Origin of the sequence: Deinococcus sedimenti, assembly GCF_014648135.1 — a bacterium.
Lineage (GTDB): Bacteria > Deinococcota > Deinococci > Deinococcales > Deinococcaceae > Deinococcus > Deinococcus sedimenti.
In genome coordinates this window covers 24,118-49,621 of the sequence record NZ_BMQN01000004.1, presented here as the reverse complement: position 1 = coordinate 49,621, position 25,504 = coordinate 24,118, and the positions used below count along the sequence as shown (strand labels likewise).

Below are 25,504 nucleotides of genomic sequence, written 5' to 3'. Positions count from 1 at the left end.
GTGTAAAGAGCGCCGGGGGCCGCGCACCCGCAGGTGACGGCCCCCGGAGGCAGGGTGCCTTAAAGTTCGTCGGTGTCGTCGTGGGCGTCGTCCAGACCGTCGTCCAGGTCGGGGGCGCCCGCCTGCGCGGAGGTGCTCTGGGGGCGCATGAAGCGCATGTAGTCCAGCCAGGGGGGCGTGTGGCCCAGCTGGCGGATCATCAGCGAGATCTGCGCGGTGTGGCGGACCTCGTGGGTCATGACGTTCCACAGCAGCTGGTCCAGGGTGACGGTGTCGCTGGCCGGGTCGTCCTGCACGAGTTTCACGCTGCGGTTCAGGTCAGGTTCGCTGTCCAGGAAACTGCAGGTGCGCCGCGTGACCTCGCGGCTGTAGTCGAGAATCCAGCTCAGGTCGTACTGCTGCGCCTGCGGCCGCACCCAGTCGTGCGGGAACTGCCGCTGCACGCCGTCTCCGAGCACGATGCCGTGCACCCAGTGATCTTCGACGTCCGTGACGTGCAGCAGCAGATCCTTGATCGAGTGGAAGCGGTCGGCGTCCTCGATCAGGTTGCGGTCCAGATCGGCCTGCGGCAGGGCGCGCAGGTAGTTCCAGAGCTGCTCTCGCGCGGCGGTCAGGTAGGCGTAGTACTCGCGGACGTTCATGAATGACTCACAGCATACTCCGCGCGGGGGGGAGGGGTGAGGTCGGCCGGTCCGTCCTCACCCAGCAGGGGGGCCAGGGCGCGGCGCACGTCGGCGGCCGTGACCACCTGCGTCAGCACCTGCCGCAGCTGTGGGAAGTCCGGGAGGTACTGCGGCAGCACCTTGCGCAGCGGGCGCAGGGTCAGGCGGCCCGTGTCGTCGTCGTAGAACTGCTCCTGCAGCTCGGCGTGGCGCAGCGCGGTCCGGGCCCGCTGAGGGGCGTCCGGCCAGGCGTCCTCGCCGGTGGCAAGTGCCCGGAAGATCCAGGGGTTCCCGACCGCGCCCCGGCCGATCATGACGGTAGCCACGCCCAGGCGCTGACGCTCACGGGCACGTTCGGGCGTGGTGATGTCCCCACTGCCGACCACGGGCACCCGCACTCCCGCCGCCACGCGCGCGATGGCGTCCCAGTCGGCCTCGCCGGTGTAGCGCTGCGCGCTGGTGCGGCCGTGCACGGTGATCAGGGCGGCCCCGGCGGCCTCCAGGCCCTGCGCGACCTCCAGGCTGCGGTCGTGATCCCAGCCCAGGCGGATCTTCGCGCTGACGTCCAGCGTGGTGGCCGAGCGCATGGCCCGCACCAGGTCGTACGCCGTCTCGGGCGTCTGGAGCAGGCACGCGCCGCCCTTCCCGCGGATCTTCGGGACGGGGCACCCCATGTTCAGGTCGATCGCCGCCGGGCTGAACCACGCCTCGGCGCGGGCCACGGCGCCCGCCAGGACGTCCGGTTCGGCGCCGAACAGCTGCACCACGCGGCCCTGCTCGCCGGGGTAGGGGCGGCCCAGGTTCAGTTTCTCGGTGTCGCCGCCGCCCATCAGGCCGCGCGCGCTGATCATCTCGCTGACCGTCCACAGGGCGCCCTGCTCGGCCGCCAGCTGCCGCATGGGGGCGTCACTGTACCCGGCCATGGGGGCGAGGACCGCGCCGGGCCGCTGCAATCTGGACTGGTAGAAACCTGAACCGCTCATCCCGTCAGGGTATCCCACCGGCCTCTCCCCACAGCGTGAAGTGCGCCTGAATTCGCGGGTCGGAAAGTCCATGGCAGCTGACCCCGTCAGCAGGTATGCTCAGGGCCAGTCCGGCAACCTGCGTCCCTTTGCTGCTCGCCCACCTTCGCCGGACGGGGGAGGCTCTTCACTTGAATGTTACGCCGCTGGCGCTGCACCACGCGCCGCTGCTCCACCAGCTGTATCAGGCCGCACCCGGGTACTTCGCCCTGCTGGGCACCCGGGTTCCCCATCAGAAAGACGTCGAACGTGACGTAGAAATCGCCCTTCTCGACCCCCGGCGCCGACTGGAACTGCTGTACGACGACCGCGGGGAGCTGTTCGGCAGTCTGGACTGCAAGCACGACTATCCCGAGCCCGGGGACCTGACCATCAACCTCCTGCTGATCCGCGAGGACCGTCAGTCGCAGGGCCTGGGTGAACAGGTCGTGCGTCACCTGGAATCCCGCGCGCCGGTCGGCACGGCCCGCATCCTGGCCAGCGTGCTGGGCGAGAACCCCCGTGGCGCGCGCTTCTGGGAGCGGCTGGGCTACACCTTCACGATGGACGCCCGGCCGGTCATGAGCTGGTACGCGCGGCCCCTCACGCCGCCACGCGTGCAACCGGCCACCGGGGTGCCCCTCGCGGGCGACTAGGTTCCGGCCGCGGCCCCCCGCAGGACTTGCATGGTCCGGGGGGCCGTGCTACTATCCCTCTCGCGCCGGAAACGGCCGCCACAGCAGTATTCGGCAGTAGCTCAGTGGCAGAGCATCCGACTGTTAATCGGACGGTCGTTGGTTCGACCCCAACCTGCCGAGCCAGATCAGGACCCCCTCCCCGGAGGGGGTTTTTCGTTGTGGCTGGCTCGCCGGTGAGTGCGCGTGGCCGGCGCTGGCTGCGGACCTGGCAGCGCCGCGACGGGAGCAGGTGATGACTTTGCACGCGGCAGGTCGGCTGGCCGCCGAGGCTGCCACCTGTTGGGGGGTCTGCGGGGCCGATGTGTGCCAAAGGCGATTGACACCCCCTGGGGGGCGTGCGACCATGAGCGGCACGCACAACTTGAACTGTGTTCAGCGAGTCACCGGCACCGGGCCTGGGCGCGCTGAATTTGCGGGAGGTCGTATGAAGAAACGGTTCCTCTTCCCCACCCTGCTCGCCCTGGCGGGCAGCTCCGCGCTGGCCGACAAGGTCGTCAGCATCGGCTACTCCGGCCCCCTGTCGGGCGGCGCGGCCTTCTACGGCAAGGATGTCCAGAGCGGCATCGACATGGCCATCGCCGAACTGAACCGCTCGGGCGTGACCGTCAAGGGCGAGAAGGTCACGTTCAAGCTGGTCGCGCTGGATGACCGCTACCTGCCGAACGAGACCGCCACGAACGTCAAACGCCTGACCAGTCAGGGCATCGACATCGTCTTCGTGCCGCACGCCGGGGGCATCCTCACCGTGCAGCCCCTCACCAACCGCGACCCTGAATTCCTGCTGGTGGCGTACTCCAGCGAACCGAAGATCCTCGAGAGCCGCAACCCGCTGACGTTCATGCTCCCGCCCCGCTACGACAACTACCTGCAGCCCTTCGCGGCCACGCAGATGAAAGCGTTCGGTAAGCGCCTGGGCCTGATCGGCACGACCAGCGCGTACGGCAAGCAGTGGACCGACGCGATCAGCGACGAGTGGAAGAAACAGGGCGGCACCGTCCTGTCGAACAACGGCGTGGACTACAACACCACCGTCGACTACTCCAGCGCCGTCACGAAGGCCCTGGCGGAGAAACCCGACGTGCTGTTCATCGGCGGCCCCAGCCAGCCCACCGCGCTGGTCGTGAAGGCCGCGCGCGAACAGGGCTTCAAGGGCGGGTTCATCGTGATGGACCAGGCGAAGTTCGAACAGATGGACCAGGTCATCCCGCGCAACTACCTGGACGGCAGCGTGGGCGTGCTGCCCACCAAGGAGTTCCCCGGCACGCAGGTGTTCGTGACGCTGTACCAGCGCCTGTACAAGAAGATCCCCACCAGCGAGGCCGCGCTGAACTACATGGGCATGAACATCATCGCCAAGGCCATGGAACTCGCCGGGACGACCGACGATCCGGTCGCGATCCGCGCGCAGCTGAACGCCGCCGCGAAGGCCCTGCCGCAGAACAAGACGGTCTTCAAGCTGTTCGGCGTGACCGACCGCGGCCACGTGGACGCACAGTTCCTGGTGGCCAGCGTGAAGGGCGGCCAGTACACACGCCTGCGCCTGATCAAGACCTTCAAGTAAGCGGCTGACGCTGGTGACGGAACGGAGTCAATGATCGTGCGCGCCGGGCGAATGTGTGCCCGGCGCGCCGCTTCACACGGGGGGGAATGGGTTTGTCGACGGTGCTGCAACAACTGTTCAACGCGCTGGCGCTGGGGGGCGTGTACGCCCTGGTGGCGCTGGGACTGACGCTGGTGTACGGCGTGATGCGCGTCCCGAATTTCGCGCATGGGGGCCTGTACATGCTGGGCGCATACCTCACGTACGCCGCGCTGACCAGCCTGAAGGTGGGGTACGTGCCCGCGCTGATTCTCTCGGCGCTGGGCGTGGCGCTGCTGGCCGCGCTGCTGGAGCGCGTGATCTTCCACCCGCTGCGCAACGCGCCGCACGTGCACCCCATGATCGCGGCGATCGGGGTGCTGTTCTTTCTGGAGGCGCTGATCTCGCACCCGCTGGTGTTCGGGCCGGACTTCAAGCAGATCGCCGAGCCGCTGCCCGGCATCGTGAGTCTCGGCGGCGTGACGCTGACGTGGCAGCGCCTGCTGATCATCGCGGCGAGCGTGCTGGTCATGCTGGGCCTGAACTACTTCCTGAAACGTACCCTGACCGGCGCGACCATCGAGGCGATGAGTCAGAACCGCGAGGGCGCGCGGCTGGTCGGCATCGACACCAACCGGGTCGGGATGCTGACCTTCGCGCTCAGCGGGGCGCTCGCGGCGGTCGCGGCGAGCCTGATCGCGCCGATCAACGCGGTGACGCCCAGCATGGGTGAGGTCATGAACCTGAAGGTGTTCGCGATCATCATCCTGGGCGGCATGGGCAGCGTGCCCGGCGCGATCGTGGGCGCGTTCCTGCTGGCGTTCACGGAGGTGTTCGGCGGCTTCTACATCAGCCTGGACTTCGCGGACGTGATCGGCTTCGCGATGCTGGTCATCGTGCTCGCGCTGCGCCCGCAGGGGCTGTTCAGGAAGGGCACGTGAACCGCCTAATCTGGCCCGCGCTGTTCGTGCTGGCGGCCGCCGTGCCGTTCCTGCAGCCCAGCGGGTACCTGCTGGACGTCGGCGTGAACATCATGCTGTGGGCCGTGCTGGCGTACGGCCTGAACGTCATGCTGGGGTACACCGGCCTGCTGCCGCTGGCGCACGCGGGCTTCTTCGGGATCGGGGCGTACACGACCGGCATCCTGACCCTGAAGGCCGGGTGGAGTTTCTGGCTGGCGTGGCCCGCCGGGATCGCCCTGTCCGCCGTGGCGGGGCTGCTGCTGGGGCTGGTGGCGTTCCGCACGCGCGGGGACGCCTTCTCCATCTTCACGCTGGGCGTCGGCGTGATCATCACGCTGGTCATCAACAAGTGGGACGACCTGACCGGCGGGAACGACGGCCTGAACGGCGTTCCCGCCCCCGCCGGGCTGGAGGAGGCCTCACGGGCCATCGGCCTGAAACTGTCCGGGGGCTTCTACCTGCTGGCCCTGCTGACCCTGGCGCTGACCGTGCTGATCGTGGCGCGCACCCGCGCGAGCACCTTCGGGCTGTCCCTGCTCGCCATCCGCGGCGGCGAGGACCTCGCACGCAGCGCGGGCGTCAACGTGTACACGCACAAGCTGCGCGCCATGATGCTCTCCACGGCACTGGCCGGACTGGCCGGCGGCCTGTACGCCACGTACGTGGGTTTCCTCGGCTCCGCCGTGACCGGCCCGACCACGACCTTCACGGTGCTGCTGTACCTGCTCGTCGGGGGCCTGGGCACGCTGGCGGGACCGCTGCTGGGCACCGCACTGATCTACAGCCTCACGCAGACCCTCAAGGGACTGCAGGACTACCAGTACCTGGTGTTCGGGCCGCTGCTGGTGCTGCTCGTCATGTACGCCCCGCACGGCCTGGCGGGCCTGTGGGCGCGGCTGCGTGCCGCCCGACCCGCCCGCGCGGCGAAACCCAAGGAGGTCAGCGGTGCTTGAAGTCGAGAACCTCGGCATCCGCTTCGGCGGACTGCACGCCGTGCGGGACGTGACCGCCACCGTCCCCGCCGGGCAGATCACCGCGATCATCGGGCCGAACGGAGCGGGCAAGAGCACGTTCTTCAACCTGATCAGCGGCTTCTACCGCCCCACCACGGGCACCGTCCGCTTCCAGGGCGAGAACCTGACGCGCCTGCCCACCCACGAGGTCGTCGCGCGCGGCGTGGCCCGCACCTTCCAGACGACCACCATCTACCGCGAACTGAGCGTACTGGACAACGCCATGATCGGCCACCGGGTCCGCACGCGCGCCGGACTGCTCGACGCGCTGCTGCGCACCCCCCGCGAGCGGCGCGACGTGCAGGGCAGCCGCGACGGCGCCATGCGCGCCCTGGACCGCGTGGGACTCTCCCGGCAGGCGCACCTGCCCGCCGGAGCCCTGACGCAGGAAGGCCAGAAACGCGTCGGGATCGCCATGGCGCTGGCCAGCGAACCGAAACTGCTGCTGCTGGACGAACCGGCCGCCGGGATGAACCCCGAGGAGACCGTGAACCTCATGACCCTGATCCGCGAACTGGTCGCGGGCGGCCTGACCGTCACGCTGGTCGAGCACAAGATGAGCCTCGTGATGGGCCTCGCGGATCACATCCTGGTGCTGCACCACGGGCAGCTGATCGCGCAGGGCAATCCCGCGCAGGTCAGCCGCGACCCGGCCGTGATCGAGGCGTACCTGGGCTCGCACGCGCACGGCGGGCAGATGGGCCAGGACGGACAGTCCACCCAGGGCGGGGAGGCCGCGCATGCTTGAGGTCCGCGACCTGACCGTCCGCTACGGGTCCTTCACCGCCCTGCACGCCCTGAACCTCAGCGTGCAGCCCGGCGAGATCGTCGTGCTGCTCGGCGCGAACGGCGCGGGCAAGAGCACCCTCTTCCGCACCCTGAGCGGCCTGCAGCGCCCCTCGGGCGGCACCGCCACCTGGCAGGGCCACGCCCTGACCGGCGGGCGCCCCGAACGCAACGTCGCCCACGGCGTCGCGCAGTGCCCCGAGGGCCGCCTGCTGTTCCCGGAACTGAGCGTCGAGAAGAACCTGCGGCTCGGCGCGTTCGTGCACCGCCGCGACCCCGCCGGAACCGCCCGCGAACTGGAACGCGCGTACGAACTCTTCCCCGACCTCGTGGCCAAACGGCACGCGCCCGCCGGGAGCCTCTCGGGCGGGCAGCAGCAGATGGTCGCCATCGCCCGCGCCCTGATGGCCCGCCCGCAACTGCTGCTGCTGGACGAACCCAGCCTCGGCCTCGCCCCGCTGGTCGTCGAGCAGGTGTTCAGCGCCGTGCAGCGCGTCAACGAGACCGGCGTGACCGTCCTGCTGGCCGAGCAGAACGCCTTCGCCGCGCTGAGCATCGCCCACCGCGGCTACGTCCTCGAAGGCGGCCGCCTGACCCTGGAAGGCGCGCAGAGCGCCCTGATGACCGACGACCGCGTCCGCAGCGCCTACCTGGGCGTATAACCAGCGACGCAGGCGTGGAGGCCGGGTGATCGCCCGGCCTCCATCCTCTGCTCAGCGGGTGCTTACACCGCTCCGCTACACTGGATTTCAGTCGCCCCTCAGGGGCTGAACTCCGGACGAGAGCACCGCCGTACCCGGTCACGACAAGACGGCGAGACACTGGAGGTGTCCCGTATGGCATGGACTCTGCTCATCATCGCCGGACTGCTCGAAGTCGGCTGGGCCATCGGCCTGAAGTACACCGAGGGCTTCACCCGCCCTGTCCCCACCGCCCTGACCCTGCTGAGCATGATCGCCAGCATGGGGCTGCTGGGCCTCGCCGCCAAGACCCTGCCCATCGGCACCGCGTACGGCGTGTGGGTCGGTATCGGCGCGGTCGGCGCGGCCATCCTGGGCATCGTGCTGTTCCACGAGAGCGTCACGCCCGCCCGCGTGGCGTTCATGATCCTGATGATCGTGTCCATCATCGGCCTGAAGGCCACCAGCGGCCACTGACCCACGTGAAGGGGCAGAGGATTCCCCCTCTGCCCTGCTGTGTTCAGGTGGCGGTGCCGACGGCCTCGCGGACGTGCGTGAAGCCGTCGCGGGCCAGCAGGCGGGCGAGGCCGCTGTTCAGGTCGCGGACGAGGCCGGGACCCTCGAAGATCAGGGCGGAGTACACCTCGGTCAGGGTGGCCCCGGCGCGGATGCGGTCGTAAGCGTCCTGCGCGCTGAAGATGCCGCCCACGCCGACGATGGGGACGCGCCCGCCGGTCTGCCGGTACGCGGCCCGCACGAGTTCGTTGGCGCGGCGCGTGAGGGGCCGTCCGCTCAGGCCGCCCGCCTCCTTCTGGTTGGGGTGGGTCAGCCCGTCGCGGGAGAGGGTGGTGTTGCTGATGATCAGGCCCGACGCGCCTGCGGTGACGGCGGCGTCCACGCTGGCCTCGAAGTCGGCGGGGTGCAGGTCCGGGGCGAGTTTCACGAGGACCGGCGGGGCCTTGAGGGTACGCACCCGCTGCGCCTCGACTTCCTGCATCACCTCGCGCACCAGGGCGCCCAGGTCGTCGGCGCCCTGCAATGCGCGCAGGCCGGGCGTGTTGGGGCTGCTGACGTTCACGACGAACGCGTCCGCGACGTCCTGCAGCGCGGCGACGCAGCGTCGGTAGTCCTGCGCGGCGTCCTCGTTCGCAGTGACCTTGTTCTTCCCGATGTTCACCCAGACCGGCGCGGGTCGCGCGCCCAGCGCACCCAGGTGGGCGTGCAGGTCGGTCATCCCGGCGTTGTTGAAGCCCATGCGGTTAATCAGCGCGCCGTCCTGGGGCAGGCGGAACAGGCGCGGGCGGTCGTTGCCGGGCTGCGGCAGGGGCGTGACGGTCCCGACCTCCAGGAAGCCGAAGCCCAGCGCGGTGAACGCGGGGACGGCCACGCCGTTCTTGTCCAAGCCCGCCGCGAGGCCCACCGGGGACGCGAACCGCTGACCCCAGACGGTCTGCTCCAGCATGGGGGACGCGGGCGCCGTCACGCGCCGCGCCAGGGCCGGCCAGGCGGGCACGCGGGACGCGGCGTCCATCAGGCCGATCGTGAGGTGGTGGGCGTCCTCCGCGTCCAGGCGGAACAGCAGCGGCTTGATCAGCGAACGGTACACGACCTTCAGGATAGTGGATGGTGAAAAGTCGATGGTCGATGGACGCGCGGTTCCATCAACCATCGACGGTCAACGATCACCCCAGATGCGGGTAGCTGGGGTCGATCTGCACGAGGCGGGCGTGCTGCTGGCGGTTGCTGTCCTCGATCAGGTCCGCGAGGGTGGTGCCGCCCAGCACGTCGCGCAGCGCGGCGTCCACGCGGTACCACAGGCTCTGGGTGCCGCACACGTTCTGGCTGTCGCAGACGTGGTCATCCTCGACGCAGGAGACGGGGGCGATGCTGCCTTCCATGGCAGTCACGACGTCGTAGGCGCTGATGTCCCGCGCGGCCCGCGCGAGGCGGTAGCCGCCGTGCGCGCCGCGGATGCTCTTGATAAATCCGGCGCGGCGCAGGTTGCTGGCGATCTGCTCGAGGTAGTGCTGGCTGATGCCCTGGCGTTCGGCGACGTCCTTGAGGGGCACGGCGTTGCCGTCGCCGCGCGCGATCTCGATCAGGGCGCGCAGGCCGTACTGTGCTTTCGTCGACACCCACATGACCGGCATTCTACCCTGCAATTCCGGGCGGAGTGTAAGGGATTCGGGAGTTATTGCGAAGCATTCCCAGCAGATGGAACCGGGTTTTCCACAGGCATGGCAGACTCGGGCATGCCGGTCACCCTCCAGCCCGTCCAGCCGGATCACGCCGCCGCCCTGCGCGCATTGACCCTCCCCGCCGCGCAGGCCGACTTCACCACCCACCCGGCCGAGCTGCTGAACAGCGTGCCGGGCGACCCGCAGCGGCAGCTGATCACGGTGCTACGCGGGGGCGAGGTCGCAGGAGCCTTCGTACTGGCGGTCGGGGAGCACCGCGACCGGTACCTGACGGCCCCCGACCCGGACGCGGTGGCCCTGTCGTCCCTGAGCGTGGACGCGGCGCAGCAGGGGCGCGGCGTGGGCACGGCCGCCATGCAGGCCCTGCCGGGACTCGTGCGGGCGCTGTACCCGCAGGCGCGGCGGGTGATCCTGGTCGTGAACCAGCGCAACCCCCTCGCGCGGCGGGTGTACGAGAAGGCGGGCTTTCAGGTGACTGCCACCCGCGAGGGCCGTATCGGGCCGCAGTGGGTGATGACACTGCCCCTGGACTGAGCGGCCTGCAACGCCGCTGCAACGCCCGCCTGTCTACGCTGCCGGGCATGACCACCACCTCTGTCCGCCGCGCGCTGCTGACTCTGGCGCTGCTCGCTCCGCTGACCGCCGCGCCCGCGCACGCCGACTGCTTTCTGATCGTCTGTGGCATCGAGACTGAGGGAACGCTCGCCACGAACAGGCAGGTGGACGCCGCGTACCGCGAGGTGTTCGGGCGAGGCTCGACCCTTCAGGAGCGGAGCGCCTGGGCGCAGAAGGGCTTCCGGGACGACGGCCTGAGCGGCGCGCAGGAGACGCAGCTGCGCGCGGCCCTCACGGCTCAGTTGCACGGCAGCTCGGCGCAGCTGGCGGAGGTGGTCACGCGCGTCACGCAGACGTCCATGGGGGTGCGACTCAGCCCGAACAACCCGTTCTTCAAACTGCTGACGAAACTGAGCCAGCAGCCGGACAGCACGTTCCTGAGCCTCGTGGAGTTCACGCGGACTTACCTGCAGGACGCGCAGGTGGGCAGCGTCCGGGCGGCGCTGATCGAACGGGCGTACCTGGACAGCCTGGGCCGGGCGCCGTCGGGCGGGGACACGGCGTACTGGCAGGCGCAGATCGTGAAGACCGGCGCCAACTACACCGACATCCTGGAAGCCGGGAAGGAATGGGTGCTGTCAGCGGGCAACGAGGCGGAGTTCGCCGCGATGATCCGCCGGGCCTTCAAGCTGAGCGGGCGTCCCCAGCCCACCATGGACAAGATCGCGCAGATCCGCGTGAAGAGCGGCCCAGTCCTGCGGTCGTTCGACGGGTGGAAGACGTACATCCAGAAGTTCTGACCCCGGGCTTAAGATGGGCGGCATATGCCGGTTCTGTTCGTGCATGGCGTGGCCGTCCGCGAGGAGGGCGACCTGGGCTGGGAGGACCTGCACCGCGCGACGCGGGGCGTGGACTGGCCGGGCGTGCAGCGCCTGCTGCGCGAGCACGTGGCGCCTGGCCTGAACCCAGACGCGCCGGACGCAGTGCACGTCGAGCGGGTGTACTGGGGGGACCTGGGCGCGCACTTCACGCAGGGCGGGCAGTTCCGCGCGGCGCGCGAGCGGGAGGTCGCCCCGGAACCCGACCCGCTGGCGCTGGACGGGGACGCGCTGGGCGAGGTGCTGGAACGCCGCCTGCGTGCCGCGCATCCGGTGTCCGAGTGGCCGGGCGTGATCCACGCCGCGTGGGGGGCCGCGCGGGACGGGACCGTGCGGGCGCTGCTGGCGGACCTGCCGCCCGCCGAACGCTGGGACGTGCTGGACGCGGCGGCGCAGGCACGCCTGCCCATCCGGACGCGGCGGCTGGAACCGCACCTCCCGCCGGGGCTGATGCGGGCGCGGCGGCGGAACGTGAAACGCGCCCTGCAGGAGGTCCGCCGCCCGCTGGAGGCGTTCGTGCCGCTGTTCCTGGGGGACGTGCTGGCGTATCTGAACGGGCGCGGCACGCCCGAGCACCCAGGGCCGATCCCGCAGCGGGTCCTGGCCGGACTGCGCGCGGCGCACGCGGCCCGCACGCACCCGGGTGAGCCGCTGGTGGTCCTGACGCACTCGATGGGCGGGCAGCTGATCTTCGACGCGCTGCACGCATTCCTGCCCGCCGATCCAGACGGCGCGGGGGTGCGGGTGGACTTCTGGTGCGCGTGCGGCAGTCAGGTGGGCGCGTTCCACGAGCTGGGCTTCACGCTGGGCGGCCCGCACCCCGCCCCCCACGCGGGGGGGCGGCTGGGGTACTTCTGGAACGTGTGGGCGTACACGGACCTGCTGAGCTTCCGCGCGCAGGGCATCGCGCCGGGCGCGCACGACACGGCGTTCCCGCTGTCCGGGCTGGTGCGGTCGGATCACCTGGCGTACCTGCTGCAGCCGGACTTCTACCGCACGCTGGCGGCGAAGGTCGCGGTGCACGCGGGGCCGCCTGATGGCGCAGACCGCCCGCTAGAATCCGGCGCGTGAACGCGAGCCCGACCTCCTCCCCTGCCCTGCCCATGCTCAGTCCGGCGGAGGTGCTGCGGCGGGTGCGCGCGGCGGGCCTGCCGGGCGTGGTGCTGCTGGAATCGCTGGGGCCGGTCGTGGCGTACGGCGCGCGGTCGTTCCTGAGTGCCGCGCCCGTGCGGATCACGCACGACCTGCCGGACCGGCCCGCGGGCGGCGCGGTGTTCCCGGCGTGGCTGGGCGGCCTGAAGTACGAGGCGGCCCGTCGCTTCGGGCTGGCCGCGCACGCGCCGCGGGGCGAGGCGATGTGGTGGGGCGAGTACCCGTCGGGCCTCGTGTGGGACCGCGCGGCGGGCACCCTGAGCGTGGTGGGCGAGCCGCACCTGGACTGGGGGGCGCTGCTGGGCGCGCCGCTGCCGCCCGAGCCGACCCTGAGCGTGGGGGCGTTCGGCGCGGACGACGTGGACTACCCGGCGGGCGTGCGGGCCGTGCAGGAGCTGATCCGCGCGGGCGAGGTGTATCAGGTGAACCTCTCGCGCGGCGTGCAGGCGGCCGCGCAGGGGGACCCGCTGGCCGCGTACCTGCGCCTGCGTGACGTGAACCCCAGTCCGTTCATGGCCTTCGCGGACCTGGGGTCAGAGGTCGTGGTGTCGTGCAGTCCGGAGCGGCTGGTCCGCTGGGCCGGGGACGACCTGAGTGCGCGGCCCATCGCCGGGACCCGCCGACGGGGCGACACGCCCGAGGAGGACGCCGCGTTCGAGGCGGAACTGCGCGCCAGTCCGAAGGAGGTCGCGGAGCACACCATGCTGGTGGACCTCGTGCGGCACGACCTGGGCCGCGTGGCCGCGCCGGGCAGCGTGACCGTGCCGGACCTGATGCTCGTCGAACGCTACAGCCACGTGATGCACCTCGTGTCCGAGGTCCAGGCCCGCGCGCGCACTGGGGTGACGCTGCGGGACGTGCTGGCCGCCACCTTCCCCGGCGGGACGATCACCGGCGCGCCGAAGGAACGCGTGATGGAGGTCACCCGCGACCTCGAACCCGGCCCGCGCGGCTGGTACACCGGCGGGCTGGGCATCGTCAGCGGGCCGCTGGTGGACGTGAACATCCTGATCCGCACCGCCGCGTTCACCCGCACGGAGGACGGTTGGACCGTGGAGGTCCGCGCGGGCGGCGGGACCGTCATCGACGCCGACCCTGCCCGCGAGGCACAGGAGACCGTGCACAAGGCCCAGGCGCTCCTGAGCGTCCTGGCAGGCGTCCCAGGCCGCCCCGCGCAGCCGCCGCAACCCCCGGTGCCCGGCACGCCCTGGGCCCCGCCGCCCGCCACGTCCCGCACGGGCGCGCGGGTGCTGCTGCTGGACAACCGCGACTCGTTCACGTGGAACCTCGCGCACGACCTGCTCGCGCTGGGCGCGCAGGTGGACGTACGCGGCCAGCATGAGAGCCTCGACGACCTGCTCGGCACGAACCCCGACGCCGTGCTCGTCGGCCCCGGTCCCGGCACGCCCGACACCAGCGGCGTCACGCTGGCCCTGACCCGCGCGTGCCTGGACCGGCGCATCCCGCTGCTGGGCGTGTGCCTGGGGCATCAGGCGCTCGGGCAGGTGCTTGGCGGGCGGGTGGAACGTGCCCAGCCCGTCCACGGACGCCCCGAGTACGCCCGGCACGACGGCAGCGGCCTCTTCCGGAACGTGCCGCCGGACGCGCCGTTCGGGCGGTACCACTCGCTGGTCGTGCGCGGCCTGCCCGCCGACCTGATCACCGCGACCAGCCAGGGCGGCGAGGTCATGGCCCTGGCCGTCCCCGGCGTTCCCGCGTGGGGCGTGCAGTTCCACCCGGAAAGCGTCCTGAGTCCCGCCGGACGCACCCTGCTGGGCAACTGGCTGCGCCTGAGCCAGGAGTGGCGCGAGTCGTGACAGAACTGCCCGCTGCCCTGAACGACCCGGCGTGGCTGCACGGCGCGACCGCCTTCACCACCGTCCGCACCCGCCACGGGCAGCCACTGCTGTGGGACGCACACCTGACGCGGCTGCGGGGCACCTGCGACTTCCTCGGCCTCCCCCACCCCGACCCCACCCCACCCACGCTGGAGGCGCACCCCTGGGGCCTGCTGCGCGTGACCGTCACCGCGCACGGCACCCTGCACACCCACCGGCCCCTCACGCCCGGCCCGCACCCCCAGCAGGGCGTCACCGTGCGCGTCACCGACCTGCAGATCCACCCGCAACTCGGCGCGCACAAGACCGGGAACTACCTCCCGTACCGCCTCGCCGCCACGCAGGCCCACCCGCACTTCGAAGGCTGGCTGCAGGACGCGCGCGGGCACATCGTGGACGGCAGCCGCACCTCCCCGCTGCTGGAGATCGGCGGGGCCCTCGTCGTCCCTGAAGGGGGCCTCCCATCCGTCACCCGCGCCGCTTACCTCACGGGTCGCCCACACGTCACGCGGCCCGTCCACACCCAAGACCTCAGCCACGTCACCCGCGCGTGGCTGTGCGGCAGCGGCACCGGCCTCGTCCCCATCCGCCGCATCGACGGCCACACGAACGACCTCCCCATCCACTGGCCCGCACCGGACGATCCCGTCCTCGGCTGGCCGGACGGGGTCTGAAGGTCTAAGGGCTGTCCAGCACGCACGCCTCAGACGTTCAGACCCTTGAACCCTCGACCTCAATTCAGGTCGGGCCGCCCACCTGCGGGCCGACGTACCCGGCGTCCTCGCCCGCGCCGATGTCGTTCATGGCGCGGTTCACGCGGTCCTGGCGGCGAGCGGCGACGAACATCACGGCGAGCAGCGGCACGAACACACCCAGCATCATCAGACCCATGGGAGCCTCCTGCCCGCAGCGTACGCCTGCCGCGTCAGGCGGGTGTATGCAGATCGTCACAGCTTTTCTCAATGCCACCGTGCGGCCAAGAGCAGGCCACACCATGTCCACGTCCAACTGCTGTTTTTCTCAGGGCTTTGCTCTACTGCGCAGCTCTGCGTGTCCACTCGATTCAGAGGTGTGGAGGGACGCTCCCCTGCACCTCTGAATCCTGCTGTCAGTCCTGCGGGTCGGCGTCAGGTTCCGTCCAGGCGAGGATGGCAGTCGGCAGGAAGGGCAGCAGGAAAAGTGTCAGGAGAGCGATGCCCTGCAGGGCATCCATCCGCTCAAAAACGGGGAGGCTGGTGCCGAAGAAGAACAGGATGGCCGCACTGAACACGACGGTCTGCACCAGCCAGCGGTAGGCGACAGAGTTCGCCTGTGCGATCCGCAGGGCTTGCCGTTCGTCCAGTTGTGCGTCGTTGGTATGCGGCAGCCCCAGACGCGCAGGGAAGGCCAGGTGCAGGACACCGTACAGGGAGGCCGCAGCAGCGAGCAGGAGGGTAGTCAACAGGGGCCAGCGCCACACGTCTGGCGCGGTGTCGAACGTGCCGGTCAGGCGCAGCAGGAAGACGGTCATGGCAGTGATGAGTCCGGCGGCATAGACGCTGACGAGCTGGCGGCGGCTGGCCTGGGTAGGTATGGAGCGGGGCGCGGTCAGGGCGTTCATGTGGGACCTCCGTACACGGTCTCGCTGAGGGGCGTGAAGGGTGAGCGGCTGAAGATTGCCTCGATGGGCAGCCCGAAGTACTCGCTGAGGCGGAAGGCGAGGTCAAGGCTGGGAGCGTACTCGCCACGTTCGAGGTACCCGATGGTCTGGTAGTTCACGTCGACGGCGGCGGCGAGATCCTGGCGGCTGAGGCCCCGTTCGGCGCGCAGGACAGGCAGGCGGTTGTGGAGTGGTGCGGGCGTGGGCCGCCGGTTTGTTTTGGCAACCATACTGCGTATTGTTGTATTTCTACAACACAATGTCAAGATGCTCCGTCATTCCCTGATCGGCTGAGGATCACGCCCTGCAACTCGTCCAGTTCGTACCCGCAGGCCTCGTAGAACGCCCGCGCGCCGTCACTGTCCGCCGCGACCCACACGCTGCCGATCCCCTGGGTGCGCATCTGGGCGTGCAGGGCGTCCACCAGGGCGCGGCCCACGCCCCGACGCCGCCAGGACTCGCGCACGCCGATCTCCTCGAACATCACGTCCAGTGGCTCGCCGTGACGGCGGCGGTGCACGTACGCCATCAGGAAGCCCACCGGATTACCGCCTGCGTCCTCGGCGTGCCAGTGCCACACGCCCGGGTCACTCAGGTATGCCCGGGCGGCGTCCGGGGTCAGGGGTGGGCTGGGCGGCTCATCGGTGAAGTCGGTCTCGTCCTGTGCGAGCCGTTCAAGCGCGGCGCTGTCGTCCGGGCCCAGGCGGCGAACCGTGAAGGAGGTCATGATCCATCATGCACCCGCCAGGGGCGCGGTCACCTGAGGCAGCGCGGCGTGCAGGCGGCCCGTAGCGTGGCGGCATGACCTGGCCTGAAGACACCCTCCGCCCGACCGCCGCGCCCACGCCCCGCAAGGCCCCGAATCTGGCTGTGGGGTACCTGCTGAGCGTGCTGCTGCCCGGCGCGGGCTTCACGTACATCGGTCTGGTGGGCTGGCATGTCGGGTGGATCGGCATCCTGATCGCCTTGAACGTGCTGGGGGCCGTGCTGGCCGGGGTGACCAGCCTGCCTCTGTTCACCCTCCTGCCGGTGCTGGGCTGGGCAGCGCAACTCGTGCAGTTCGGGCAGGCGTACGCCCGGCGGGAGGCACAGAACTTCCGTCCGGATCTGGAGAACGGCGTGAAGATCGGCCTGATTGCCGGTCACGCGGTCCTGAATTCCATCGCGGTGTTCGGCATCGTGGCCGCCGTCATCCTGCCGAATCTGCTGGGGGCGCGTGAGCGGGCGAACGGCGCGGCGGAGCAGGCTGCCGCGAAGTCCGCCTACGTGCAGGTGATGGTGGCGCAGGTGGACGGCACGCTGCGCGACGGCCCCTGCCCGCTGGAGGACGTCATGGGAGGCGAGCAGATCGAGAGCTGCACCGTCACGGACGCTGCCTCTGAAGAGCCGCAGGTCACCGTGACCTTCAAGAACGGCCACATGGTGCAGCTGCCCTGACCGTCTCTGCGGCGCGGTCCGTTCCCGGTGGGGGCGGGCCGCTTCTGCGTGCGGGGTGACGCTCCGGGGCGCGGGTGGCGTGCGAGACTGCGCGGGATGCCGGATTTCGACGTGATCGTGATGGGCGCGGGCCACAACGCGCTGGTGACCGCCGCGTACGCCGCGAAGGCGGGCCTGAAGGTGGGCGTGTTCGAACGGCGGCACATCGTCGGCGGGGCCGTGAGTACCGAGGAACTCGTACCGGGGTACCGTTTCGATTACGGCGGGAGCGCGCACATCCTGATCCGCATGACGCCCGTGGTGCGCGAACTGGAACTCACGCGGCACGGCCTGCACTATCTGGACGTGGACCCGATGTTCCACGCGTCGGACGGCGAGACGCCCTGGTTCATCCACCGCGACGCGAACCGCACCGCGCGGGAACTGGAGGCACTGTTTCCCGGTCAGGGCGAGGCGTACACGAAATTCCTGGATGACTGGACGCCGTTCGCGCGCAGCGTGGCGGACCTGTTCAATTCCGCGCCGGGACCGCTGGACATGGGCAAGATGGTCGTCAGCAGCGGGAAGGGCAAGGACTGGATGGAGCAGCTGCCCCGGATTCTGCGTCCGTACGGGGACGTGGCGCGGGAGTACTTCACCGAGGAGCGGGTGCGCGCCCCGCTGGTGTGGATGGCGGCGCAGAGCGGGCCGCCCCCCAGTGACCCGCTGAGTGCGCCGTTCCTGCTGTGGCACCCGCTGTACCACGAGGGCGGCGTGGCGCGTCCCAAGGGCGGCAGCGGCGGCCTGACGAAAGCCCTGAAGCGCGCTATCGAATCCGACGGTGGGCAGGTGTTCGTGAACGCGCCCGTGAAGGACATTCTCGTCAAAGGCGGGAAGGCGCAGGGCGTCCGGCTGGAGAACGGTGAGACGTACACCGCGCGGGCCGTCGTGTCTGGCGCGCACGTCCTCACCACGGCAGGCGCGCTGCCCGACGAGTACGTGCCGCCCGCCGCGCGGCAGGTGCGGGTCGGGAACGGCTTCGGGATGATCCTCCGCCTCGCCCTGAGCGAGAAGGTCAGGTACCGCAACCACACCGAACCCGACAGTCGCGTCGGCCTGGGCCTGCTGATCAGGAACGAGCAGCAGCTGATGAAAGGCTACGGCGAGTACCTCGCGGGCGAACCCACCAGCGACCCGCCCCTGATCGCCATGAGCTTCAGCGCCGTGGACGACTCCCTGGCCCCTCCCGGCGGGGACGTGCTGTGGCTGTGGGCGCAGTACTACCCCTACGAACTGGGCAGCGGCAGCTGGGAAACCCGCACTGCCGAGGCCCGCGAGAACATCCTGAACGCCTTCGAGCACTACGCGCCCGGCACCCGCGACACCATCTTCGGGGAACTCGTCCAGACGCCGCAGTGGCTGGAAACGAACCTCGGCCTGCACCGCGGGAACGTCATGCACCTCGAGATGAGCTTCGACCAGATGTTCTCCTTCCGCCCCTGGATGAAAGCCAGCCAGTACCGCTGGCCCGGCGTGCAGGGCCTGTATCTGACGGGTGCGAGCACCCACCCCGGCGGCGGCATCATGGGCGCGTCCGGCCGCAACGCCGCGCAGGTGCTCGTGAGAGACCTGACGCGTCGGCGGTGGAAGTAGGCATGAGCCGTGAGGGCTGGCTGCTGAGGACACTCCGGGCGTGGCGGTCACCGGCGCCCCGGCGCCGCATGGGGGCGGGCATTGCCGTCGTGAACGGCGGGGACGTCCTGCTCATCTGCCGGAGCGACAGCGGGCGGTGGGACGTGCCGGGCGGCGGCGCGGACGCCGGCGAGACGCCGGAACAGACCGCGCGGCGCGAACTGCGCGAGGAAACCGGCCTGAGTGTCGGTCCGGTCCGCGCGCTGGGCGTGTTCCCGCACCGGTACACGTACCAGGATGGGAATGTCGTGGACTGGGAAACGCACGTGTTCGTCGCCGAGTTCGCGGGGGGCGAGGTGCGCGCCTCGTACGACGCCACCGAGGCGCGCTGGTGGCCTCTCTCGGCCCTGCCGGTGGACGTGTCGGACGCCAGTCGCGCCTACTTCGCGGCGCTGACGGCGGTGCGGGCGTGAGGGTGTCCCTCTCCCCCACCGTGTGGCGGGCCGGGCTGGGCTTCGCGGCGCTGGGCGTGGCGTTCCTGGGGGCTCTGCTGGTGCTGGCGGAGCTGCCGGTGGGCTGGGCGCTGATCGCGCTGGGGCTGCCGCTGTCGGGCGTGCTGGCACTGGCCGGGGACGCGCTGGGCCGGGACTTCGCGGGGGTGCTGGCGGCGCGCTTCGCGGGGCTGCTGGCGGTGACGCGCCCGTGGATGTGGTTCGTCGCGCTGTACGTGGCGCTGAAGATCCCGGTGCCGCTGTGGCCGTCCCTGTTTCCCGTGCTGGGGCTGGCGAGCACGGGGGCGCTGTTCGTGGCGGCGCTGCTGTTCGTGTGGGAGCGCGAGAACGCCTGGAAGGCGGGCCTGATGGCGCTGGTGGCGTTCGTGCTGGGCCTGGGGGTGGAGGTCCTGGGGAGCCGCACCGGGATTCCGTTCGGGCTGTACTCGTACGCGACCGCGCCGGGGCCGCTGCTGCTGGGCGTGCCGCTGATCGTGCCGCTGGGCTGGTTCGCGCTGACGCTGACCGCCACGAGCCTGTCGGGCGGGCGGCCCTGGCTGGCGGGATTGCTGATGCTGCTGTGGGACGTGGGGCTGGAGCCGTTGATGACCGCGCAGCGCTACTGGCTCTGGAGTGATCCGCTGCCGCTGTGGGCGGGCGCGCCAGCGCAGAACTTCCTGGGCTGGTGGGGGGTGGGGTGGCTGATCTCGTGGGTGTTCACGGGCCTCGCCCCGCGCCTGTTCGGGCTGCGGCGCGAGGAGTGGGCGTGGGCGCTGCCGTGGCAGGCGCGGGACTATCCGCTGCACCGGGGGCCGAGCCTGAGTCTGCTGCCGGGCGGCGCGGCGCGGGGCGCTGATTTCCGCGTGGTGTACCCCATCGAGGCGTTCTTCCTGCCGGGCGGGCTGGTGCTGGTGGGCCGGTTCGCAGAGGCCGGGGTGACGCTGGCGGCGATGCTGGCGGGCCTGTGGCTGGCGCGGCGGGTGACGCGCTTTGACCGCCCCTGACAGCACGGCGCGGCACGCCTGGGCGACCGGGCTGCTGTCCCTGAGCATTCGCCGCAGCGTGCGCGGCTCTCTGGGCGGCGTGTGGGTGCGCGGCCCGCTGCCGGGCGGCGGGGCGGTGCTGGCCCCGAATCATCACAGCTGGTGGGACGGGTACGTGCTGCGCGAGGTGGCCCTGGCGTGCGGGCAGCCGTTCAGCGTCCTGATGACGGGGCGGCAGCTGGCCCGCTTTCCGTTCCTGCGGCGGGTGGGGGCGCTGCGCGCGGACGAGGTGCGGGCCGGAGTGCGCCGCGCCCGCACGGGCTGGCTGATCGTCTTCCCGGAGGGGGAACTGCACCCGGCGGGGCCGATGCGGGGCGTGCAGCCGGGCGCGGCTTGGATCGCGCGGCATGCCGGGGCGCCGCTGGTGCCGGCGGCGCTGCGGGTGGTGCTGCGCGGCGCGCAGTTCCCGGAGGCGTTCGTGCGCGTCGGGCCGCCGGTCGCCGCCGCGGAACTGCCGGGTGCCCTGACGGCGCTGCTGGCCGAACTGGACGCCGACCTGCTGGGCAGTGACCCGGAGGCGCCGCTGGCCGGGTACCTGCGGCTGGTGCCGGGCCGCGCGAGCCGCTCGGACCGGGTGGACTGGCCCTCGCGGCTGCTGACGTGGCTGACCGGAGACCGCGCGTGAAGCGGCGCAGGACCCCCGAGCCGGGCTGGGCGCGGGCGTACCGCACCGTCACCGCCGTGTGGCTGCTCGGCAAGGCGCTGACGCTGGCGGTGAACGCCGTGACCTTCCCGCGCCTGCGCCCGGCTCCCGTGCCGCCGGGGGGGCCGCGCGTGTCCATCCTGATTCCCGCGCGGAACGAGGCGGCGAACCTCCCCGTCACGCTGCCCGGCGTGCTCGCGCAGGGCGCACACGAGGTCCTCGTGCTGGACGACCGCAGCGACGACGGGACGGGCGACGTGGCCCGCCACCTGGGCGCGCGCGTCATTCCCGGCGCGGCGCGGCCGGACGGCTGGCACGGCAAGCCCTGGGCGTGCCAGCAGCTCCTGCGGGCCGCGAGCGGCGACGTCCTGATCTTCACGGACGCGGACGTCACGTGGCATTCGGGTGCGCTGGGCGGCCTGCTGCGCGAACTGCACGCGTCGGGCGCGGACCTGCTGAGCGTGCAGCCGCGCCAGTCGAACGTCACGCCCGGCGAGCGGCTGCTCACGCCGCTGGTGGACGCGGCCGTGCTGTCGTACTTCCCGTTCCCGCTGCTGCGCATGACCCCGCCGCACCCGCTGGCGACCATCGCGAACGGGCAGGTCATGGCGTACCGCCGCGCCGCGCTGACCTGCGTGGGCGGGTACGCCGCCGTGAGGGATCAGATGCTGGAGGACACCGTCATGGCCCGCAAGCTGGGTCAATTGGGCCTGCGGGTGTCCACCGTCCTGGGCCGGGGGTGCATCGGCGTGCGGATGTACCGCTCGTACCCGGAGTCCGTGGCGGGCTTCGGGAAGAACGCCCTGCCGATCCACCTGAACTCGCGGGCGTTCATGCTCGCCAGCGTCGCGCTGCACGTCGCGGGGCACACGCTGCCGTGGCTGCTGCCCCTGCCGAACCGGAACGCGCTGCGCGCCGCGAGCCTGCTCGAACGCCTGGCGGTGAACCTCATCGCGGGCCGCCGCACGCCCGCCGATCTGGCCGAGGGGCTGCTGGGGCCGGTCACGCCGCTGCTGGCCCTGCCGGTCCTGGCGCGCGCCCTGCGCCGCCGTGTCAGCTGGAAGGGCCGCCAGTACAGACAGTGACGCCGCACCGGCAGGAGACCCCTTTCCTGAACGCCCGGCAGGCTGAGCTTCATGGGCCGCTCAGGGGCCGGGCGGAGGCTCGGGGCATGTCCCGCACGCGTGTCCGTCTGGCCGCCGCCATCGTCCTGTCCTCTGTTCCCCTGGCGTCCGCGGCGGGCTTCAGCGAGGCGTCGTTCGCGCAGGTGGGCGCGGGTGTCTGGAAGCCGGTGCGCTTCTGGTGCGATACGCCGGGGCGGGTGCTGGCGCTGTCCGGCACGGGGGCCGGGGCGGGCACGCTGACGCAGTGGGTGGGTAGCGTGCGCTCGCAGGTGCCCGTGACGGTCGGCGCGGACGATCCGGGCGCGGGGCAGGTGTACACGCCGCTGACCTTCGCGGGCCGCAGCGCACCCGATCCGGGGTTCTTCGTGCACAGCAGCAACGTGGAGAACGTGCAGGATCCCGCCTACCGCCTGACGCACGTGAACGAGTTCCGGGTGCCCGCCGGGTCGTTCGCGTGCCGGTTCGTGCCGCAGGCGGCGGTGCTGGCCGCCACCGCGAGACACAGCGTGACGGTGTGGGAGGCCGGTGGGCGGGTCACTTACGCCAGCCGCAACCGCGACGGCACGCCGGGCGTGACGATCACCGGCGGGACGCGCACCACGCGGGACGGCCGGGCCGAGTACCGCTGGAACCGGGGTGGGTACGGGTACGTGCTGGTCGTCGGCTCAGCGGGGCACGCAGGCGGCGAGTTGCGTGTGGAGCGGGCCGGGCGGGTCCTCAGCCGCGAGAGCCTGCTGGCGTACTCGGTCAGCACGCCCCGCTGAGCGTGCCGGAGCGTGTCGCTTCCGACCCTGCGGGGCGTGGGGGGTGCTCTATGCTCTGCCTCGTGACCCGTTCAACCATCAGCCCGCAGGGGGCGCGGCCGTGAGGCGCACGCCTCAGCACGTCGCGGTGATCGGCGCGGGCTTCGCGGGGCTCGCGGCGGCGCTGCGGCTGGCGCGGGCGGGCGCGCGCGTGACGGTGCTGGACGCGCTGGACGGCCCCGGCGGGAAGGCCGCGCTGGGCCTGACGGAGTTCTCCAGCGGGCCGACGGTGGTGACGATGCCGCAGGTGTTCCGGGCGCTGCACGCCCGCCTGGACCTGCCCGCGCCGGAGCTGAGCGCGGCGCGGCCCACGACGACGTACCACGCGCCGGGCGGGCGGCTGTTCGCGCCCGAGGCGCTGCACGTGGCGGGCAGCCTGGAGCCGACCCTGTCGCAGCTGTCCCGCGCCGAGGGGCGGCGCTATGCGGCGCTGCTCGCGTCGTCGCGGCGGATGTACCTGGACGCGCAGGACACGTTCCTGTTCGCGCCGCCGCCTGGCCCGCTGCGACTGGCGCGCTACGCACTGACGCGCGGGCGGCGGGCCGCGCCGCTCTCTTCCCTGCACCGCCACGTGCGCTCGGGGCCGTTCATGACGCCGTTCTGGCTGCGCTTCGCGACGTACCTGGGCGCGGACCCGTACCGCGCGCCTGCCGTGCTGCACAACATCGCGTGGGTGGAACTCGGGTACGGCGTGTGGCACCTGCGCGGCGGTCTGCTCGATCTGGCCCGCGCGCTGCACGCGCAGGCGGCGGCGCTGGGCGTGCGTTTCGAGTTCGGGACGCGCATCACCAGCCTCAGCGCGCACGGGGGCCTGATCCTCGGCGCGCACACCAGCCAGGGGGCGTTCGCCGCGGACGCCTGGGTCAGCGCCGCCGACCGCGCCCTGACGCTCTCCTGGCTGGGCAGCGCGGAGAAACCCACCCCGCGCGGCGTGAGCGGCTTCGCGCTGCAACTCCAGCTTTCGGAGGACCGGGGGCAGGCACACCACATCTTCTGGCCCGCCGAGTACGCCCGCGAGTGGCGGGACATCCGCGCCGGGGGCCTCCCGCGCGACCCGACGCTGTACCTGCACCTGGACGGCACGCGGGCGTTCCTGCTCGTGAACGCCCCGCCCGACCCCGGCGTCACCGACCGCCCGCAGGAGTACGGCGCGTGGCTGCTGGCACGGTTGCAGGAGCGGCTGCGGGACACGCCGGGCGGCCCGCTGCCCGTCGCGGACTGGCGGGCCCTGTCCCCGGCGGAGTACGCCCGCACCGCGAAGGGCGGCGCGCTGTACGGCCGCGCCCCGCACGGCCTGACCGGCAGCCTCCGCCCCGGCTGGCACCTGCCACACGCGCGGAATCTGGTGCAGGTGGGCGGCACCGTCCACCCCGGCGGCGGCGTGCCCCTCAGCGTCCTGAGCGGCTGGAACGGCGCCGGGCAGCTGCTGGGCCTGAAGTTCGACGACCTCGACGGGCGACAGGTGCCGCAAGGGACGGAGGTGTGGCCATTCGGACTCTGAGCACGCTGCCTGAACCGCCGACCCGTCCGGGGAACGGGCACCTGCAGGACTGGGCGCTGGCGCCGTTGCCGCTGATCGAGGAGGGCGCGGCGCGGGCGCGCGCGGCGGGTGGGGACGTGTTCCGGTTGCGGCTGGGCCTCCCGGCGGTGGTGGGGGTGGGGGCGACGTGGAACCGGGCGGTGCTGACGGACCTGGGGACGTTCCGCAGTGCGGGGAGCCTGTCGCGGATCGTGCCGTACCTGTCGGGCGGGGTGATCCTGTCGGACGCGCCGGGGCACGCGGGGCGGCGTTCGCTGATGAATCCGGGGTTCGGGCGGGCGCACCTGCTGGCGCTTCAGGCGCGGACGCGGGCGGCGCTGCCGGGTGTGCCGGTGGGGGCGTTCGATGCGCTGGCGTGGGCGGACGGCGCGGTGCTGCGGCTGCTAAACGCGGCGTACTTCAGCGGGGCGTTCGATGAGGGGCTGCTGCACGCGTTCCTGGCGCCGCTGCGCCGCCCGTTCCCGGTGCCCGCGATTCCGCGTCCGCTGCTGTTCGCGCGGGTGGACGCGGAGGTGCGCCGCCTCGCGCACGCCCGGCTGCGAGAGGGCGGGCACGACGACCTGCTGGCGGTGCTGGCCCCACTGCCGGGCGGGCTGGAGGAGGTGCGGGTGTCGCTGGCCGCCGCGCACGACACGACCACGCACGCGCTGGCGTACGCGATCTGGTTCCTGGCGCGGCACCCGCAGTGGCACGCCCCCGAGCACCACGCGGCGGTGCTGAGGGAGGTGCTGCGCCTGTTCCCGCCGGGCTGGATGGGGAGCCGCCGCCTGAGCCGCGACCTCGACTGGGGGGGCGTGCGGCTGCCGCGTGGGGCGCTGGCGCTGTACTCCCCGTACCTGTCCGGGCGTGACCCGGCGGTGTGGGACCGGCCCGCCGAGTTCGATCCGGGCCGCTGGGCGGGCAAACCCCCGGCGTGGGCGTACCTGCCGTTCGGGGGTGGGGAGCGGCTGTGCCTGGGGATGCACCTCGCGCAGCTGCTCATCCACGACACGCTGGCGGCGCTGCCGCCCCTGCGGGCAGTGCGGGGCGACGCGACGCCGCTGCCGGGCCTGACGCTCGGGCCGCGCGGACCGCTGGTGGTGGCCCCCGGTCCGCGTGAGAGCAGTTCTCCGAATTACGGCATCAGAACAACAGACTTCTGATGCCTCCATTCTTCGTCCTACTCGGTGAA

Annotated in this window: 29 protein-coding genes, 1 tRNA gene and 1 riboswitch; of the genes, 22 read left to right on the top strand and 8 right to left on the bottom strand. The window is 71.7% G+C overall.

The features are described 5' to 3' along the window. Window positions 1-59 precede the first annotated feature (59 nt). Together IEY69_RS10845 and IEY69_RS10840 are read right to left on the bottom strand one after the other, a co-directional pair. Window positions 60-641, bottom strand: a complete 582-nt coding sequence (locus tag IEY69_RS10845; protein WP_189073176.1) for a DinB family protein — start codon at window positions 639-641, stop codon at window positions 60-62. Next, window positions 638-1,645 (bottom strand): tRNA dihydrouridine synthase, encoded by a 1,008-nt coding sequence (locus IEY69_RS10840; protein ID WP_229783872.1) that lies wholly within the window; start codon window positions 1,643-1,645, stop codon window positions 638-640. Before IEY69_RS10840 ends, IEY69_RS10845 begins: the two co-directional genes overlap by 4 nt. Before the next feature lie 170 nt (window positions 1,646-1,815). Between IEY69_RS10840 and IEY69_RS10835 the strand changes: the two genes are divergently transcribed. The 8 genes from IEY69_RS10835 (at window position 1,816) to sugE (ending at window position 7,858) form a co-directional block, all read left to right on the top strand. Continuing rightward, window positions 1,816-2,319 carry a GNAT family N-acetyltransferase gene (locus IEY69_RS10835; protein WP_189073175.1) on the top strand — a complete coding sequence of 168 codons (504 nt, stop codon included), beginning with the start codon at window positions 1,816-1,818 and terminating at the stop codon, window positions 2,317-2,319. Window positions 2,320-2,409: 90 nt separating this feature from the next. Then, window positions 2,410-2,484 (top strand) — tRNA-Asn (locus IEY69_RS10830). Window positions 2,485-2,785: 301 nt separating this feature from the next. Further along, window positions 2,786-3,922: an ABC transporter substrate-binding protein gene (locus IEY69_RS10825; RefSeq protein WP_189073174.1), complete on the top strand. Its 1,137-nt coding sequence runs from the start codon at window positions 2,786-2,788 to the stop codon at window positions 3,920-3,922. Window positions 3,923-4,014: 92 nt separating this feature from the next. Continuing rightward, a complete protein-coding gene (locus tag IEY69_RS10820; RefSeq protein WP_189073357.1) occupies window positions 4,015-4,881 on the top strand; it encodes a branched-chain amino acid ABC transporter permease in 867 nt (288 codons plus the stop codon). Continuing rightward, complete coding sequence (locus tag IEY69_RS10815; protein ID WP_229783869.1) at window positions 4,878-5,855, top strand: branched-chain amino acid ABC transporter permease; 978 nt, start codon at window positions 4,878-4,880, stop codon at window positions 5,853-5,855. Before IEY69_RS10820 ends, IEY69_RS10815 begins: the two co-directional genes overlap by 4 nt. Next, entirely contained in the window at window positions 5,848-6,663 is an 816-nt protein-coding gene (locus IEY69_RS10810) for an ABC transporter ATP-binding protein (RefSeq protein WP_189073173.1), read from the top strand. Before IEY69_RS10815 ends, IEY69_RS10810 begins: the two co-directional genes overlap by 8 nt. Next, entirely contained in the window at window positions 6,656-7,363 is a 708-nt protein-coding gene (locus IEY69_RS10805) for an ABC transporter ATP-binding protein (RefSeq protein WP_189073172.1), read from the top strand. The genes IEY69_RS10810 and IEY69_RS10805 overlap by 8 nt, the downstream gene beginning before the upstream one ends. Window positions 7,364-7,451: 88 nt before the next feature. Further along, a riboswitch (guanidine-III (ykkC-III) riboswitch) is annotated at window positions 7,452-7,520 on the top strand. A gap of 17 nt (window positions 7,521-7,537) precedes the next feature. Then, entirely contained in the window at window positions 7,538-7,858 is a 321-nt protein-coding gene (gene sugE, locus IEY69_RS10800; protein ID WP_189073171.1) for a quaternary ammonium compound efflux SMR transporter SugE, read from the top strand. Window positions 7,859-7,901: 43 nt separating this feature from the next. Here sugE and IEY69_RS10795 read toward each other — a convergent pair whose 3' ends face one another. Next, complete coding sequence (locus tag IEY69_RS10795; RefSeq protein ID WP_189073170.1) at window positions 7,902-8,987, bottom strand: quinone-dependent dihydroorotate dehydrogenase; 1,086 nt, start codon at window positions 8,985-8,987, stop codon at window positions 7,902-7,904. A gap of 76 nt (window positions 8,988-9,063) precedes the next feature. Continuing rightward, a complete protein-coding gene (locus IEY69_RS10790) occupies window positions 9,064-9,522 on the bottom strand; it encodes an RrF2 family transcriptional regulator (protein WP_189073169.1) in 459 nt (152 codons plus the stop codon). Window positions 9,523-9,633: 111 nt separating this feature from the next. Between IEY69_RS10790 and IEY69_RS10785 the strand changes: the two genes are divergently transcribed. The 5 genes from IEY69_RS10785 to IEY69_RS10765 are packed head-to-tail and all read left to right on the top strand — an operon-like array spanning window position 9,634 to window position 14,676. Next, entirely contained in the window at window positions 9,634-10,113 is a 480-nt protein-coding gene (locus IEY69_RS10785; RefSeq protein ID WP_189073168.1) for a GNAT family N-acetyltransferase, read from the top strand. A 47-nt stretch (window positions 10,114-10,160) separates the two neighbouring features. Beyond that, the gene (locus tag IEY69_RS10780; RefSeq protein WP_189073167.1) at window positions 10,161-10,934 is read left to right on the top strand and encodes a hypothetical protein; all 774 of its coding nucleotides are present in this window, start codon (window positions 10,161-10,163) and stop codon (window positions 10,932-10,934) included. Between the two features lie 24 nt (window positions 10,935-10,958). After that, on the top strand, window positions 10,959-12,083 hold the full coding sequence (locus IEY69_RS10775) for a hypothetical protein (protein ID WP_189073166.1): 1,125 nt from the start codon (window positions 10,959-10,961) through the stop codon (window positions 12,081-12,083). 32 nt (window positions 12,084-12,115) lie between these two features. Next, complete coding sequence (locus tag IEY69_RS10770) at window positions 12,116-13,981, top strand: chorismate-binding protein (protein WP_189073356.1); 1,866 nt, start codon at window positions 12,116-12,118, stop codon at window positions 13,979-13,981. After that, window positions 13,978-14,676 carry an aminotransferase class IV gene (locus tag IEY69_RS10765; RefSeq protein WP_189073165.1) on the top strand — a complete coding sequence of 233 codons (699 nt, stop codon included), beginning with the start codon at window positions 13,978-13,980 and terminating at the stop codon, window positions 14,674-14,676. The genes IEY69_RS10770 and IEY69_RS10765 overlap by 4 nt, the downstream gene beginning before the upstream one ends. Window positions 14,677-14,740: 64 nt before the next feature. Here the strand turns inward: IEY69_RS10765 and IEY69_RS10760 are convergent, their stop codons facing one another. From IEY69_RS10760 to IEY69_RS10745, 4 genes are all read right to left on the bottom strand, one after another. After that, window positions 14,741-14,893 carry a hypothetical protein gene (locus IEY69_RS10760; RefSeq protein ID WP_189073164.1) on the bottom strand — a complete coding sequence of 51 codons (153 nt, stop codon included), beginning with the start codon at window positions 14,891-14,893 and terminating at the stop codon, window positions 14,741-14,743. A gap of 217 nt (window positions 14,894-15,110) precedes the next feature. Beyond that, on the bottom strand, window positions 15,111-15,602 hold the full coding sequence (locus tag IEY69_RS10755) for a hypothetical protein (RefSeq protein WP_189073163.1): 492 nt from the start codon (window positions 15,600-15,602) through the stop codon (window positions 15,111-15,113). Next, entirely contained in the window at window positions 15,599-15,871 is a 273-nt protein-coding gene (locus IEY69_RS10750; protein WP_189073162.1) for a helix-turn-helix transcriptional regulator, read from the bottom strand. Before IEY69_RS10750 ends, IEY69_RS10755 begins: the two co-directional genes overlap by 4 nt. Before the next feature lie 32 nt (window positions 15,872-15,903). Further along, window positions 15,904-16,368, bottom strand: a complete 465-nt coding sequence (locus IEY69_RS10745) for a GNAT family N-acetyltransferase (protein ID WP_189073161.1) — start codon at window positions 16,366-16,368, stop codon at window positions 15,904-15,906. 74 nt (window positions 16,369-16,442) lie between these two features. On the opposite strand from IEY69_RS10745, the gene IEY69_RS10740 reads away from it, so the two are divergent. The 9 genes from IEY69_RS10740 to IEY69_RS10700 all read left to right on the top strand — a co-directional run bounded on the left by IEY69_RS10740 (window position 16,443) and on the right by IEY69_RS10700 (window position 25,475). Then, window positions 16,443-17,078 (top strand): hypothetical protein, encoded by a 636-nt coding sequence (locus IEY69_RS10740; protein WP_189073160.1) that lies wholly within the window; start codon window positions 16,443-16,445, stop codon window positions 17,076-17,078. Window positions 17,079-17,174: 96 nt separating this feature from the next. Further along, window positions 17,175-18,710, top strand: a complete 1,536-nt coding sequence (locus IEY69_RS10735) for a phytoene desaturase family protein (protein WP_189073159.1) — start codon at window positions 17,175-17,177, stop codon at window positions 18,708-18,710. 2 nt (window positions 18,711-18,712) lie between these two features. Next, a complete protein-coding gene (locus IEY69_RS10730) occupies window positions 18,713-19,162 on the top strand; it encodes an NUDIX domain-containing protein (RefSeq protein ID WP_229783867.1) in 450 nt (149 codons plus the stop codon). Next, entirely contained in the window at window positions 19,159-20,184 is a 1,026-nt protein-coding gene (locus IEY69_RS10725; protein ID WP_308425459.1) for a carotenoid biosynthesis protein, read from the top strand. Before IEY69_RS10730 ends, IEY69_RS10725 begins: the two co-directional genes overlap by 4 nt. Next, window positions 20,171-20,848 carry a lysophospholipid acyltransferase family protein gene (locus IEY69_RS10720; RefSeq protein ID WP_229783865.1) on the top strand — a complete coding sequence of 226 codons (678 nt, stop codon included), beginning with the start codon at window positions 20,171-20,173 and terminating at the stop codon, window positions 20,846-20,848. Before IEY69_RS10725 ends, IEY69_RS10720 begins: the two co-directional genes overlap by 14 nt. Then, on the top strand, window positions 20,845-21,951 hold the full coding sequence (locus IEY69_RS10715; RefSeq protein ID WP_229783863.1) for a glycosyltransferase family 2 protein: 1,107 nt from the start codon (window positions 20,845-20,847) through the stop codon (window positions 21,949-21,951). Before IEY69_RS10720 ends, IEY69_RS10715 begins: the two co-directional genes overlap by 4 nt. 86 nt (window positions 21,952-22,037) lie before the next feature. Further along, a complete protein-coding gene (locus IEY69_RS10710; RefSeq protein WP_189073158.1) occupies window positions 22,038-22,754 on the top strand; it encodes a hypothetical protein in 717 nt (238 codons plus the stop codon). Window positions 22,755-22,854: 100 nt separating this feature from the next. Further along, entirely contained in the window at window positions 22,855-24,294 is a 1,440-nt protein-coding gene (locus IEY69_RS10705; RefSeq protein WP_189073157.1) for a phytoene desaturase family protein, read from the top strand. Continuing rightward, window positions 24,282-25,475 (top strand): cytochrome P450, encoded by a 1,194-nt coding sequence (locus IEY69_RS10700; protein WP_229783897.1) that lies wholly within the window; start codon window positions 24,282-24,284, stop codon window positions 25,473-25,475. Before IEY69_RS10705 ends, IEY69_RS10700 begins: the two co-directional genes overlap by 13 nt. Window positions 25,476-25,504: the final 29 nt, after the last annotated feature.